The following is a 13,323-nucleotide window of genomic DNA, read 5'->3' on the forward strand; positions in this document are numbered from 1 at the left end:
GAGCGGCTTTCCGGAACGGTGGACGATTGCGCGCCCGCCTAGCGCCTCAAGCCGCTATTTGCCAGCCCGCTTCAGGCTCCAGTGCACATCGGCGGCCATTTTCTGGGTGCCGCCGGAAACCACCAGTTGCTGGGTGCGCTGGATGGTGCCGGCGCCATCCACCCACACCGATGGTTCGATGGCCAGCCGGCCGGCACCGCCTTCCAGCCGCACCTTGAACGCCCAGATTCGGCCCGACGCGGTTTTCAGCAAGGCGCCCATGCCATCGGCGGTGGGGGTGGCCGAAACGCCGGGGCCAAGGTGAAAGCGCACATCGAAACTGCGTTCGGCGCGGCGGCGCAGCAGGCCGGCCGGCGCCGCCTCGATCAGATCCTCGCCAGCCAGTTCATTGCCATCGGCAGTGAGGAACAGGCGGCGGCGTACCAGCATGCCGAAGCGCCTGGCATAGCCATTGTGGCTGGTCTCGATCAGATGGCCTTCCACGCTGCTGCGCAGGGCCAGCGTCACTTCCTCCACCCCGGCGGCCAGCGTGCCATCATCGCGGATGCGGGTGCTGTTGGTGTCGGCAATTACCAGCGTCGAATGGGCCGCCGTGGTCGACAGGCCCGATGCCAGCGCCGGCGCCAGCGGCGCTTCCAGGCCGCGCACGCCGCCGCAATTGGTGATCAGCCGGTCGGGCCCGTCGCTCATTTCAAAGGCCAATGTGCCGGCATGGCCGCTGCTCGACAGGCGGGCCGATGGCGGCGGGCCGGCATCGATCACCACGACACTGCGCCCGGCCGAAAGGCGGTGATAGCCGCTCCAGCGCCCGCCGCGGCGGATTTCGGTGCCGGTCGCCGTCTTGCGCGACAGCCGCTCCAGCGCTTCGGGCGCGATCACCGCGCCGCCGTGCCAGGCGCCGATCTGGCCATCGCCCAGCATCAGCCCACGCAGGGCCGGGGCCAGCCGGGCCAGCGTGTCGGCAAACACCGGTGGCGCACGATTGCCCAGCGCCTCCGGCGCATTGGCGGTGAAGATCAGCAGATCGGCCAGCGCCAGCGCATCGACCGGCGCGCGGCTGGCGATGCCGCCATCGGGCAGCACCAGCACCGGCAGCAACTGGTTCAGACCGGCCAGCGCCGCACTGGCACGCACCTCGCCGCCGGGGATGAGCGTGCCGGCGGCATAAAGCCCGCACAGCGCCCGGGCCTGCGCCAGGCCCTCGGTGCCGCGCCGGGCGGCGCGATCAAGGTGGCGGGCCCAGGTCGCCATCGCCGACAGCACGGCCGAACGATAGATCTGGTTGGAGGAGGACAGGATCAGCGGCGCATGGCCCAGCGCCATCAGCAGCCGTGTGCCGGCGAGATCGGCGCGCCAGCCCAGCGCATCATATTCGCCAAAACTGGCCAGCCAGCGTTCGACCAGATTCTCCGCGGCGCGCTTCGCCGCCTCGCGGTCGGGCAGGATGGCCAGATCGCGCAGCCATTCCCAGCCATGCGCCCATTCCAGCCACTCCGGCGGCGGACCGGCTTCGCGGAACGTGATGTCCCGCGTCATCTGCGTGTGGCCGGCGTGGATCAGGCGGCCAGCGACAATGCGTTCGCCAATATGGGGATCGCCCGGCACCGGATCGGCGGGAGCCGCCAGCAGTTTCAGCGGGAACCGGCCGCGCAGGCGAAAGCGGTGCAGCGGCGTCGCATAGAGCCGACTGGTCAGCCCCTGGGCCAGTTTTTCCGTCAGCGACAGTCCGCGATCGCCGCCACCACGGCGCAGGCTGCCGTCCTCATCTTCCAGTTCAGGTTGCGGGGGCGGCTTTGCCATCAATGCCCCTTCAGGGCCGCGATATTGGCGGCATAATGCGCCGCGCCGCCCTTGAAGCTGGCGGTGCCGGCAACCAGCACATCGGCCCCGGCGGCCACCACGGTGGCGGCATTGCCGGCATCCACGCCGCCATCCACTTCCAGGTGAATGCTGCGCCCGCTGTCGTCGATCATGCGCCGCAGGCGTTCGATCTTCTTCAGCTGGCTGGTGATGAAGCTCTGCCCGCCGAAACCGGGGTTGACGCTCATCACCAGGATGAGGTCGATATCACCCAGCACTTCGGCGACAAGTTCGACCGGGCTGGCGGGATTGAGCGACACGCCGGCCTTCTTCCCCAATGCCTTGATGCGCTGGACGGTGCGGTGCAGGTGCGGGCCTGCTTCGGGGTGGACGGTCAATAGGTCGGCGCCGGCTTCGGCAAAGGCTTCCAGATACAGATCAACCGGGCTGATCATCAGATGCACGTCGAACGGCAGGCTGCTGTGCGGGCGCAGCGCCTTCACCACGGCGGGGCCAATGGTGATGTTGGGCACGAAATGCCCATCCATCACGTCGACATGGATCCAGTCTGCCCCGGCGGCGCTGATGGCGCGCACTTCTTCGCCCAAACGCGCGAAATCAGCCGAAAGGATCGACGGGGCAATGCGGACAGGCGGGCTCATGCCCCGTGCTTAGCAGGGCCGGCGCACCCGTGGTAGGGGGCGCACCGGCGCATCACCGCAGGCTTCTGTGGATTGATCGCGGCTCAGGCTTTGGCGCGCAGCAGCTTCGTCACCGTCTCGTCGAATTCGCGCTTCACCTTCTCGCTCAGCGCGCCCGTCGCCGGCCCGGCCCAGCCCACATGCACTTCCTTCACCCGGCCATCGCGGCCGATGAAGATGGTGCTCGGCCACACTTTCACCGGGGCCAGATCGCCCAGCACCTTCTTGGTGTCCTCGGCGTTGGGCTGGCCGCCATAGACCATGGGATAGGGCAGCTTGTACCGCGTCCGGAAGCTGGTGATCTGGCGCATGGCACGGGCCTGATCGGTGCCATATTCGAACTGCAGACCAATGAATTCCAGCCCTTCTTTCTGCCGCCGCGCGGCATAGGGGCCAAGGAAAATGGCTTCGTCGTGGCAATTGGGGCACCAGGCACCGCCCAGCGTGATCACCACCACCTTGCCCTTGTAGCGGGCGTCATTCAGGCTGATCATCTGGCCTTCGGGCGTGGGCAGACGGAACGAGAGCTTCTCGCCGCCGGGCGCTTCGACCAGCACGGCGTTCATCGTCGCCTGCTTTTCCTTCCTGGCTTCCCACGGATTGCCGGTGGGCCGGCTGGTGGCTGCGAACGACGCGCCCTTCAGCGTGTCGCCGGCCAGCGTGCCCTGCCACAGGCTGGTGAAGCTGCCATCGAAGGTGGAAAGCTTGAGCTGATTGCCGTTCAGTTCGCCCGACAGATAGCGCATGTCGCCGGTGGGCAGCTGCACCGTGCCCGATACCTGGGAACCCACCTGCTTCAGCAGCACCAGCCCCTTCACCTTGTTGTCGCCATAGGTGAGGTTCCAGCGGCCGGTCACATTGCCGGCTGGCTTCACCGCGCCGGGGCTGAAGCGCCAGGCACCGCGCTGGGCGCGGGCCGGCAGGGTCACGGTGCCGGTGGCGCGCAACACGGTGGCGGTGCCGGAAAGCGTGTCGTTGCCGGCGGCCTTCAGCTCCAGCCGGCTGTTGTAACTGGGGAAGATCAGCGTGATGCTGTCCGCGCTCACCTGCACCTGTTCGACCTTCAGCCGTTCCGGCGCGTTGACCAGCCACGCTTGTGGCCCGGTCTTGCCTTCGCGCACGTCCAGCGTGAACGGCAGCGGCCCGCCGGGGTGGCCATCAAAGCTGACGCGCCATTGGCCATAAAGGCCGGCGGCAAGCGCTTGCGAAGCGGTGAGGCCGGCGATCAGGCCGGCGGCGAACAGGGTGCGAAATTTTGCCATCATGATCCCCCTCAAACTATTTTGGCCGGTTTTGCTCAACCCCGGCTTTTCTTGTCCTTGCCAAAGTTGGGCTTTCTAACGTGCATCGCGTTCGGCTGCCTGCGCGCGCGCCACATCGGCGGCCTGCAGCACCGCCCAGGCTGCCTGCACGGCGCGGAATCGCTCCGCGGCTTCCGGGCTGGTGCCGGCCACATCGGGGTGGCTGGCCTTGGCCGCCGTGCGCCACGCCGCCTTGATCACCTCGGCGCTGGCGTCGGCGTCCAGCCCCAGCACTTTCAACGCATCCAGTTCGGCGCGGCTGCGGCTGCCATCGCCTTCGCCGCCCCATTCCCAGTGGCTGGCGCGGCGATAGTTGCGCTGCCGGTCTTCGGATGCGGCGCGGGCGGCAGCTTCTTCCGGCGTCAGCCCGCGGAAATAATCCCAGCCGGCATTATATTCGGCGGCATGCGCCTGGCAGAACATCCAGCGTTCCGGGCTGTTGGGGGCCTTTGGGGCAGGGCGATCGCCCACGTTGGTGCAGCCATCGCGGTCGCACAGGCGCACGGTGGTGGCGGCGCGTTCAGCGCCATAATCCCGCCAGCGCGGGAACCCCCAATCATCGTTGCGCCGCTGTTTTGGCACCGGGTCGCTGCTCCTCAAACCTTGCTTCTATGCCATCCCGGCCCGGCTTGCGAGTCTGGACGGCGTGTCGGCAAATGGGCAATGCATGTGGCAGATGCTCGATCTGTTGACCACGCGGCGCTTTGGCCCCCTGTTTGCCACGCAGTTTCTGGGCGCGTTCAACGACAATCTGTTCCGCACGGCGTTGGTGTTCATCGTGGCCTATGATGTGGCGGCGGCCGATCCGAAACGGGCGGCGCTGCTGGCTTCGGCGGCGGCCGGCCTGTTCATCCTGCCCTATTTCCTGTTCTCCGGCGTCGCCGGTTCGCTGTCCGACGCGCGCGACAAGGCGGCGATCTGCCGGCTGGTGAAACTGTCCGAAATCGCCTTCATGGCGCTGGGCTGGGCGGCGCTGTGGCTGGGATCACTGCCGCTGGCGCTCGCTGTGGTGTTCCTGATGGGCTGCCATTCCACGCTGTTCGGGCCGGTGAAATATGCCATCCTGCCCCAGCATCTGAAAGCCGAAGAGCTGCTCGCCGGCACCGGCATGGTGGAGGCGGCAACCTTCGTGGCCATCCTGCTCGGCCAGGTTGCCGGTGGCCTGTTGGCAACACGGGCGGTGGGCCCGGTGGCGCTGGCCATTGCCGCCCTGGGCTGGCTTGCATCGCGCTCCATCCCGCCGGCGCCGCCCGAGCCTGATCGCCTGATCAACTGGAACCCGATTTCCAGCAGCCGTGCGGCCCTGGGCCATGCCTTTGCCAATCGCCGGCTGCTGATCGCCACGCTGGCGATCTCGTGGTTCTGGGCGCTGGGCGCGGTCTACACCAGCCAGTTCGTGCCGCTGGCCAGGAACGACATGGGCGCAACCGAGGAAGTTGCCACGATTTTCCTGGCGGCTTTTTCGGTGGGAATCGCGGCAGGGTCGGTGGCTGTCGGTCGCTGGCTCAAGGGCCGCATCTCCACGCGGCTGTGCGCCGCCGCCGGGCTGGCGATGGCGCTGGCGGGCCTTGATCTGTGGTTTGCCATCCCGGCCGCAGGCGCTGCCCCCAAGGATGTCGCCAGCTTCTTTGCCGCTGCCGCCGGCTGGCGCGTGCTGGCCGATCTCACGGCGCTGGCGCTGGCGGGCGGGGTGTTCTCGGTGCCGCTCTATGCCGTGCTGCAAACCGCTGGTGAAGCAGGCGCACGGGCCAGCGCCATCGCGGCCAACAACATCATCAACAGCCTGTTCCAGGTATCGGCCGTGCTGGCGGCAGGCGCGGCGGTGGGGGCCGGGCTGGGCGTACCGCTGGTGCTGATGCTGTCCGGGCTTACGGTGCTGCTGCTGCTGCCGGCGCTGCACCGGCTGGACCGGGCATAGCAGCGATCCACTTGCGGATCAGGTCCACGCCTTCATCATGGGCCAGCGCCCGGCCAAATTGCGGCATCATGATGCCAGGTTCCGAGGCGGTCATGCGGTGCAGCAGGATGGATTTTTCGGGCTGGCCGGGCAGGATAGAAAATTCATGCCCGCCCGAACCGCGACCGGCGGCGACTGGCCGTTTCAGCACGCCCAGATGCGCCGGCATGGTTTCTTCGGGGACAAGATAAAGGCCGGAGTTGGAGGCAAAGCCGCCTCGACTGTGGCAGTGGCCGCAGTTGACGGCGAGATAGGCGCGGGCGCGGGCGTCGATCGGTTCGGCTGCATCATCCCACTTGGCCAGCCTTGGCCAGCCGGCGGCGGGCAGCCCGGTCAGCCGGCCCGATGCGGCCCAGGTCATCAGCTGGTTGGTGCCATGGCCGCCATTCAGATTGCCCGCTGTCGGTCCGATCGGCGTGATCGCCTCGCCGTCCTGGTGGCAGGTCTTGCACTGGTTCTGGTTGGGCACGGCATAATCAATGGCCTGGGCGCGGCCCGCCTTGTTGATGAACTGCACCGGCACCTTCACGCCAGCGCGCTTCAGCACCGCGCCGCCGTCCTGCTCGACATAGCTCAAGGCCACCCAGCCGGCCGGACGGTGGATCAACAGGCGCGTCTCGATGGCGCGCAGGTTCTTGGTGGGCTGGCGCAAATCAGCCGGGAAGGCGAAGCGCTTGACCAGCACGGTCCCGACCGGGAAGGCCAGCGCGCCCGACGCGCGATATTCGGCCCTGGTGCCCGGCGGCAGCCAGGCAAAGCGGAATTTTTCCGCGTGATCCGAAAACAGCGGCGTGTTGAGCGTATAAGGCTGCACTCCCGGCGCGGGCCGACCGGCGGCATCGAACAGGCCATAATCAGCCAGCTTCGGGGCGTCTGTCGCCATCAGCAGATCGCTGCGCACGCCGGGCGCAGGCGCTGCCCCCAGCAACAGCAGCGCCGCCCAGATTCGTCTCACTTGGCGCGCGCCTCCAGGGCGGCCGGCAGCACGATCGCCGCGCGATCGGCGGTCAGCCTGGTCGCTGCCAGCGGCGCCGGCCTGGCCTGGGCCGCCGGCGTGCCTTGCAGGCCAAGGTTCAGGGTGATGCCCGGCGCGTCGCTGGCGATGCCGCCGTCGGCGGATTTCTCGCCGCCGCCCGGCACATTATAGCGGGTGACGCCATCCCACATCACCGGCGGCAGCGTGCCGCCCACCGCTGCGGCGATCTCCTTGCCGCCAGCAAAGCTGGGGGATTTGCCATTGTTCATGAAGTGATTGCCGGCAATGGCAACGGCCCGTGGCAGCGGATTGTAGGCCTTGTCGGTGAAGGCCTGGGTATAGGCGACGACCATCACGGCGCTGCCGTTGTTGCCCATGACATGATTGCCCGTCACCATCACGTTGGCGTTGGCCATTACCATGATGCCGGTGCCCGATGGCACGCCCGCCACGATATTGCCGGGCGCGGCAAAATTGACATGATTGTTGTCGATCACCTGGTTGTTCACCAGCTTCACGTTGCGACCGCCCTGTTGCGGCAGATCGGGCAGATCGAACACCAGGATGCCGCCGGCATTGTTGGTGGCGGTGTTGCCCACCACATCGGCATCATAGCTGTTCTCGATCTCGATGCCGGCAACGTTCATTTCAGCGCGGCTGTTCCGCACGATGATGTTCTGCGACTGGCCAACATAGATGCCGGCGTCGGACGCGCCCTTCACCACCGAGCGGTCGATCAGCACGTTCTTCGAGGAAACCGGATACAGGCCATAGGCGCCGTTGGTGGATTTCGGCCCGCCGGTCCATTCCACCCGCAGGTTGACCAGCGCGATACCGTCGCTGCCCTTGGATTTCACCCCGTTGCCGGCGGCGTTTTCGATGCCCAGATCGCGCACCACCACATTGTCCGACGTGATCAACAGGCCCTCACCGGCGACTTTCTGGGCGGTGAAATCCAATATGGTCTTGTCTGGCCCGTCGCCCTTCACGGTCACGCCATCGACATCCAGTGACAGGCCATCGGCGAGCGCATAGCGCCCGGCGGCGATATGCACCGTGTCACCCGGCTGCGCTTCGATCAGCGCCGTCTGCAACTTTTCCTGCGCGTTGCCGCCCGGCCCGACATGGATCATCTTGGCCTGCGCCAGGCTGGAGCCGCCCAGCAATGCTGCAATCAGAAGCGCCGTGCGCATGTGAAGATCCTTCCCCGGTCTTGTCGTTGTGCCTGACTTTCCGCCCTTCTGCCTTGCCACTCAACCCCTGAATTCGTCCGGTTAACGCCCATTTATCGCATTGGTCGCGGGGCTTTGGTATCGATGCAACCATGCACGCACCGATTCCCGCCTTGCAGATCCATGGCCTTGCCAAGGCCTTCGAAGGCTTTCAGGCGGTCAATGGCCTCGATCTCGTGGTGCCGGCTGGCCAGATCTATGCCTTGCTTGGCCCCAATGGCGCCGGCAAGACGACGACGCTGCGCATGGTCACCGGGCTGGCCCGGCCCGACGCCGGGGAGATCAGCGTGTTCGGGGTGGATGCGCTGGCCGATCCGATCGCCGCGAAGCGCCTGATTGCCTGGCTTCCCGACGAGCCGTTGCTGTACGACAAGCTGACGCCGATCGAATATCTCGCCTTCATTGCCGGCCTGTGGAACGTGCCGGCCGCCGAGGCGGAACCGCGCGCCGAAGCCTTGCTGCAGCGCCTGACCCTGTGGGACAAGCGCGACATCCGCTGCGAAGGCTTCTCGCGCGGCATGAAGCAGAAACTGGCGCTGGCCGGCGCGTTGATCCACGAACCGCGCCTGCTCATCCTCGATGAACCGTTGACCGGGCTTGATGCCGCAGCCGCCCGTTCGGTGAAGGATATCCTGCTGGAACAGGTCGCGGCCGGCGGCACGGTGATCCTGACGACGCACATCCTGGAAGTGGCCGAACGGATTGCCCAGCGCATCGGCATCATCCGCGCTGGCCGGATGGTGGCCGAAGGCAGCATGGCGGAGCTGTCCGCAGGCCGGGCCGAGGGCACCACACTCGAACAATTGTTCCTGGAACTGGCGGAGGCGCCAGTCGCCGCATGACCGCGTTGGCCCAAGTGTTATCTGCGCCGGGCAGCCTGCCTTGGCTGGTGCTGCACGATGTGCGCGTGAAGGCGCGTGGCCGGCAGGGCCGTTGGGGCCGCATGATCGCCATCGCGCTGCTGGCCGCGCTGCCGGTTCTGGGTGGCGCGGTCCTGGCGTGGCGGGTGCGCGGCGGGGCCGATCTGCCGCAGGCTGCACTGGGCCTGGTCGGCGCCGTGCTGCTGGGCATGATGCTGGTGATGATCAGTTCGGCCTATGCGCATGTGCTGCGGCTGGGGCGTGATCGCGGCGAGCTGGAGTTGCTGCTCACTGCCCCGCTGCCGGTCACACGGGTGGTCGCAGCCCGGGTCGCGGGCGTGCAGGCGGTGGTGGCGCTGCCCTTCCTGATTCTCACCGGGCCGTTCTTCCTGTTTTCCGCGCTGTTCGGCCATGTCGGTTGGCTGGCCGGGCCGCTGGTGGTGATCGCCAATGCGCTGGTGGCCACGGCGCTGGCGCTCAGCATCGCCACCTTGCTCGACCGCCTGCTGGGCCAGGCGCGGGCGAAGCTGGTGGCGCAGGCCATGGGCGTGTGCCTGGCTGGCGGCGTGTTTGCCCTGGGCCAGGCGCCGAACTTCGCCCCCAGATGGTTCGATGCGCAACTGGCCTTCTTTTCGCAGCGTCCGCCGGCCCCGCTCGATTGGCCGGCGCAGGCGGTGTTTGGCCAGCCCCTGCAACTGATCGCCGTGCTGGCCCTGGCGCTGGCGGCGACACAATGTTCGGCCTGGCTGGCCGCCGGCCGGATGGAAGCGGCGCCGGTCGATCCCATGGCGGCCAATGCCCCGGCCGCCCCCCGCCGCCGCGGCGCGGTGCGCTTTGGCGGCAGCGCCTTTGCCGCCCTGTTCGGCAAGGAATTGAAACTGCTGGGCCGTGATCCCGAGCTCATCTCGCAGATCGGCCAGCAACTGGTGTTCATGGTGCCGATCCTGGCGCTGATCTTCACCGATGGCCAGGTCACGCCGGCGCGGCTGGCGGCCGCAGGCGTATTCCTGGCCGGGGCCTTGTCGTCGTCGCTGGCGTGGCTGGTGCTGTGCGCGGAAGACGCACCCGATCTGATCGCGGCCGCGCCGCTGCGCCCCGGCATGGCGATCCGGGCCAAGCTGGCCGCTGCCCTCACCCCGCCGCTGCTGATGGTGTCGGCACTGGCGTTGCTGGTGCTTCCGAAATCGCCGCTCGCCGTGGCGGTGATGCTGCCGATGGCGCTGGTCGCCGGGTTGGCCAGTGCGGCCATGCAGGCCTGGACCCAGCCGCCGGCGCGCCGCAGCGCCTTTCGCAAGCGCTATCGCAGTTCGCTGCTGATGGCCGTCGGCGAGTTCGTGCTGCTCGGCAGCCTGGCCGGCGCCACCCGTCTGCTGCTGGCGGGCAGCTGGTGGACGTTGGCCGCGCTGGCGGTGCCTGCAGTGATGCTGGCCGGGGTGTGGTGGTTCAGGTTGAAGCCGGCTGAATAGGTTTTCAGCGCGGCAGCGCGGCGGCGGCCCGTGCCCGCGCTTCGATCGCGGCCCAATCGGTTTCACCGCGTCCCGCGATCCAGCTGCCACCCACGCAGACCACGCTGGGTTCCGCCAGCCACTGGCCGGCGGTTTCGGGCGTGATGCCCCCGGTGGGGCAGAAACGGACATGGCCAAAGGGCGCCGCCAGCGCGCGCAGCAGCGGCAGGCCACCCGATGCCACCGCCGGGAAGAATTTCAGCCGGTTGAAGCCCATTTCCTGGGCACGGATGATATCGCTGGCGCTGGCCACGCCGGGCAGGAACGGCACACCGCTGGTGCGCGCCGCCGATCCCAGCGCCGCCGTGATGCCGGGTGACACGACGAAACGGGCGCCTGCCACCAGCGCAGCCGAAAGGTCTCCGGCCGATATCACCGTGCCGGCGCCCACGATGGCGCCCGGCACCTTGGCCATTTCGGTGATCACGTCCAGCGCCACCGGGGTGCGCAGCGTCACTTCCAGGATCGGCAGGCCGCCAGCCACCAGCGCTTCGGCCAGCGGCCGGGCGTGGGCAACATCGTCCACCACCAGCACCGGGATCACCGGTGCCATGGTCATGATGCTGTCGAGATCCATCATCGCTGTTTCCTGCCAAACGCGGCAGCAGCACCGAACAGGCCGGGCTGCGGGTGGGTGATCAGCTTGACAGGCAAGTTGCGCATCAGCGTCTCGAACCGGCCTTTTGCCGCAAAGCGGCCGGCAAAGCCAGAGCGGGGCAGATGATCGGCCAGTCGGGCCCCCAGGCCGCCGCCGATCACCACGCCGCCGGCCCCGTGGGCCAGTGCGATGTTGCCGGCGAATGTGCCCAGCGCCAGGCAGAAGCGATCGAGCGCGGCCGCCGCCAGACTGTCTTCACCGCTCATTGCCAGTGTCCACAGCGTCTTGTCGTCCATCGGCTGGATGGCGCGGTCTTCCAGAGCGGCCAGCGCGGCGTAAATGTCGGCAAGGCCGGGCCCCGAGATCACCCGTTCCGCCGATACCCGGACAAAGCGCTTGCGGAAATGCGCCAGGATCGCGTCTTCCAGGCTGTCCACCGGGGAAAAGTCGCCGTGGCTGCCTTCGGTGGGCAGCACCTGCCAATCCGGCCCGCCCCGCTTGACCAGCAGGCCGACGCCAAGCCCGGTGCCGGGGCCGAGCACGGAGATGGTGCCCACGTCGGGCAACGGCACATCGGGCCCGCAGACATGCTGGAACTGATCGGCCCCGCAGGTGCCCACGGCATAGGCCACGGCTTCGAAATCATTGACCAGCACATGGGCATCAACGCCCAGCTTCTCGTTGATCAGCGCCGGGCGGATGATCCAGGGATTGTTGGTCAGCTTCAGTTCCTCGCCCACCACCGGGCCGGCCACGGCCAGCGCGGCGGCGCGGGGCAGGGGCCGGCCGATTGTGGCGCCGAAATTTTCCCACGCCATCTGCAGCGAGGCATGTTCGGCGCAGCGCATCACCACCGGTTCATCCAGCGCCACCACATTGCCGGCCCCATCCAGCCGGGCCAGCGCGAAACGGGCGTGGGTGCCGCCGATATCGGCTGCGACAAGCTCAGTCATGCCAGCTCCTTGCATCACGTTCGATCAGCGCGATGGCGGCAGCCGGCCCCCAGTTGCCGGCGGAATAGGGCTTCACCGCCATGCCGGTCTCCTGCCAGCCGGCGCGGATCGCGTCGATCCAGGTCCATTGCGCCTCCACCTCGTCGCGGCGCACGAACAGGGTCTGCCGGCCTTCCACCAGGTCCAGCATCAGCCGTTCATAGGCGATGCGGCGGCGCACATCGGCAAAGGCGTTGGTCATGCCGATATCCAGCGGTACGGCGCGCAGTTTCAGCCCATCACGGTCCAGCCCCGGCACCTTGGCCATCATCGTCAGGCCCACATTCTCATCGGGCTGGATCGAGATGATCAGCTTGTTGGCCTGCAGCGCGGCATCGCCGAACATCGAATGCGGCACGCCACGGAACTGCACGATAATCTCGCTCAGCCGCTGCGGCATGCGTTTGCCGGTGCGCAGATAGAAAGGCACGCCCTTCCAGCGCCAATTGTCGACATGGGCCTTCAGCGCCACAAAAGTCTCGGTGTCGGACGGGCGGCCCAGTTCATCCAGATAGGCCGGCACCGGCTGACCCAGGATGGCGCCGGCGCCATATTGGCCGCGCACGCTGTGGCTTTCGACATCACGGGCAGTGATCGGCCGCAATGATCGCAGCACCTTCACCTTTTCATCGCGCACGGCCGCCGGATCGAGCCGGGCCGGCGGTTCCATGGCAACCAGTGCCAGCAACTGCAGCATGTGGTTCTGCACCATGTCGCGCAGCGCGCCCATGCCGTCATAATAATCGGCGCGGCCTTCCAGCCCGACGGTTTCGCCCACGCTGATCTGCACATGATCGATGCCGGCGGCATTCCACAGCGGTTCGAGCAGCACATTGCCAAAGCGCAGCGCCAGCAGATTCTGGACGGTTTCCTTGCCCAGATAATGATCGATGCGGAAAATCTGGCTTTCCGGGTAAGCCGCTGCCACGGCGTCGTTGATCGCCCGGCTGCTGGCCAGATCATGGCCAAGAGGCTTTTCCAGCGCCAGCCGCGCGCCGTCGCAGGCCAAACCGGCACCGGCCAGGCCAGCAATGGTCGATCCGAACAGGCTGGGCGCGGTCGACAGGAAGATCGCCAGCCGGCAGGGGTCGCCGACTTCGGCAGCCAGCGCGGCAAAGCCATCGGCCCTGGTGGCGTCCAGCGGCACATAGGCCAGCCGATCGAGGAAGCTGGCAACGGCGGCGGCGGGACGGCGGTCCGGCTCGATGAACTGTTCCAGGGCCTTGGCGGCCATCTCGCGGAACGCGCCACTGTCCAGCGCCGAACGCGCCGTTCCAATGATGCGCAGATCAGGGTGGAGCAGGCCATCGCCGTGCAGCCCGAACAGCGACGGAATCAGCATGCGCCGCGACAGATCGCCCGTTGCACCAAACAGAAGCAGGGAAGTCGCGGCGGTCATCG

12 protein-coding genes are annotated in these 13,323 nt (G+C 67.6%); 3 read left to right on the plus strand and 9 right to left on the minus strand.

Going from position 1 to position 13,323, the window contains the following annotated elements:
* Positions 1-54: 54 nt before the first annotated feature.
* The 4 genes from D619_RS0111360 to D619_RS0111375 form a co-directional block, all read right to left on the minus strand.
* Positions 55-1,800: a heparinase II/III family protein gene (locus D619_RS0111360; protein ID WP_017668716.1), complete on the minus strand. Its 1,746-nt coding sequence runs from the start codon at positions 1,798-1,800 to the stop codon at positions 55-57.
* Positions 1,800-2,462, minus strand: coding sequence for a ribulose-phosphate 3-epimerase (gene rpe, locus D619_RS0111365; RefSeq protein ID WP_020480473.1), 663 nt, complete (start codon positions 2,460-2,462; stop codon positions 1,800-1,802). The genes D619_RS0111360 and rpe overlap by 1 nt, the downstream gene beginning before the upstream one ends.
* An 83-nt stretch (positions 2,463-2,545) precedes the next feature.
* A complete protein-coding gene (locus tag D619_RS0111370; RefSeq protein WP_017668718.1) occupies positions 2,546-3,766 on the minus strand; it encodes a TlpA disulfide reductase family protein in 1,221 nt (406 codons plus the stop codon).
* Between the two features lie 72 nt (positions 3,767-3,838).
* Positions 3,839-4,384, minus strand: coding sequence for a J domain-containing protein (locus tag D619_RS0111375; RefSeq protein WP_017668719.1), 546 nt, complete (start codon positions 4,382-4,384; stop codon positions 3,839-3,841).
* An 85-nt stretch (positions 4,385-4,469) separates the two neighbouring features.
* Between D619_RS0111375 and D619_RS0111380 the strand changes: the two genes are divergently transcribed.
* Positions 4,470-5,720, plus strand: a complete 1,251-nt coding sequence (locus D619_RS0111380) for an MFS transporter (RefSeq protein WP_017668720.1) — start codon at positions 4,470-4,472, stop codon at positions 5,718-5,720.
* Here D619_RS0111380 and D619_RS0111385 read toward each other — a convergent pair.
* Complete coding sequence (locus tag D619_RS0111385; RefSeq protein WP_017668721.1) at positions 5,671-6,714, minus strand: SO2930 family diheme c-type cytochrome; 1,044 nt, start codon at positions 6,712-6,714, stop codon at positions 5,671-5,673. The two genes, D619_RS0111380 and D619_RS0111385, sit on opposite strands and share 50 nt — an antisense overlap.
* Complete coding sequence (locus D619_RS0111390; RefSeq protein WP_017668722.1) at positions 6,711-7,928, minus strand: parallel beta-helix domain-containing protein; 1,218 nt, start codon at positions 7,926-7,928, stop codon at positions 6,711-6,713. Before D619_RS0111390 ends, D619_RS0111385 begins: the two co-directional genes overlap by 4 nt.
* A gap of 131 nt (positions 7,929-8,059) precedes the next feature.
* Here D619_RS0111390 and D619_RS0111395 point away from each other — a divergent pair, with 131 nt between their 5' ends.
* Positions 8,060-8,809, plus strand: coding sequence for an ABC transporter ATP-binding protein (locus tag D619_RS0111395; RefSeq protein ID WP_017668723.1), 750 nt, complete (start codon positions 8,060-8,062; stop codon positions 8,807-8,809).
* Positions 8,806-10,293, plus strand: coding sequence for an ABC transporter permease (locus D619_RS0111400; RefSeq protein ID WP_017668724.1), 1,488 nt, complete (start codon positions 8,806-8,808; stop codon positions 10,291-10,293). The genes D619_RS0111395 and D619_RS0111400 overlap by 4 nt, the downstream gene beginning before the upstream one ends.
* Before the next feature lie 4 nt (positions 10,294-10,297).
* Here the strand turns inward: D619_RS0111400 and eda are convergent, their stop codons facing one another.
* From eda to zwf, 3 genes are read right to left on the minus strand one after another with little or no spacing between them, the layout of a single operon-like run.
* Positions 10,298-10,909, minus strand: a complete 612-nt coding sequence (eda, locus tag D619_RS0111405; RefSeq protein WP_017668725.1) for a bifunctional 4-hydroxy-2-oxoglutarate aldolase/2-dehydro-3-deoxy-phosphogluconate aldolase — start codon at positions 10,907-10,909, stop codon at positions 10,298-10,300.
* Positions 10,909-11,883 (minus strand): glucokinase, encoded by a 975-nt coding sequence (gene glk / locus D619_RS0111410; RefSeq protein WP_017668726.1) that lies wholly within the window; start codon positions 11,881-11,883, stop codon positions 10,909-10,911. Before glk ends, eda begins: the two co-directional genes overlap by 1 nt.
* The gene (gene zwf, locus D619_RS0111415) at positions 11,876-13,321 is read right to left on the minus strand and encodes a glucose-6-phosphate dehydrogenase (protein ID WP_152417424.1); all 1,446 of its coding nucleotides are present in this window, start codon (positions 13,319-13,321) and stop codon (positions 11,876-11,878) included. The genes glk and zwf overlap by 8 nt, the downstream gene beginning before the upstream one ends.
* Between the last annotated feature and the right edge of the window lie 2 nt (positions 13,322-13,323).

Source organism: Sandarakinorhabdus sp. AAP62 (genome assembly GCF_000331225.1).
In the GTDB taxonomy this organism is placed as follows: domain Bacteria; phylum Pseudomonadota; class Alphaproteobacteria; order Sphingomonadales; family Sphingomonadaceae; genus Sandarakinorhabdus.

Excerpts from the sequence above, each read along its gene's own strand:
- D619_RS0111360 (WP_017668716.1), bottom strand. The coding sequence starts at position 1,800 with ATGGCAAAGCCGCCCCCGCAACCTGAACTGGAAGATGAGGACGGCAGC.
- rpe (WP_020480473.1), bottom strand. The coding sequence starts at position 2,462 with ATGAGCCCGCCTGTCCGCATTGCCCCGTCGATCCTTTCGGCTGATTTC.
- D619_RS0111370 (WP_017668718.1), bottom strand. The coding sequence starts at position 3,766 with ATGATGGCAAAATTTCGCACCCTGTTCGCCGCCGGCCTGATCGCCGGC.
- D619_RS0111380 (WP_017668720.1), top strand. The coding sequence starts at position 4,470 with ATGTGGCAGATGCTCGATCTGTTGACCACGCGGCGCTTTGGCCCCCTG.
- D619_RS0111390 (WP_017668722.1), bottom strand. The coding sequence starts at position 7,928 with ATGCGCACGGCGCTTCTGATTGCAGCATTGCTGGGCGGCTCCAGCCTG.
- D619_RS0111395 (WP_017668723.1), top strand. The coding sequence starts at position 8,060 with ATGCACGCACCGATTCCCGCCTTGCAGATCCATGGCCTTGCCAAGGCC.
- D619_RS0111400 (WP_017668724.1), top strand. The coding sequence starts at position 8,806 with ATGACCGCGTTGGCCCAAGTGTTATCTGCGCCGGGCAGCCTGCCTTGG.
- eda (WP_017668725.1), bottom strand. The coding sequence starts at position 10,909 with ATGGATCTCGACAGCATCATGACCATGGCACCGGTGATCCCGGTGCTG.
- glk (WP_017668726.1), bottom strand. The coding sequence starts at position 11,883 with ATGACTGAGCTTGTCGCAGCCGATATCGGCGGCACCCACGCCCGTTTC.
- zwf (WP_152417424.1), bottom strand. The coding sequence starts at position 13,321 with ATGACCGCCGCGACTTCCCTGCTTCTGTTTGGTGCAACGGGCGATCTG.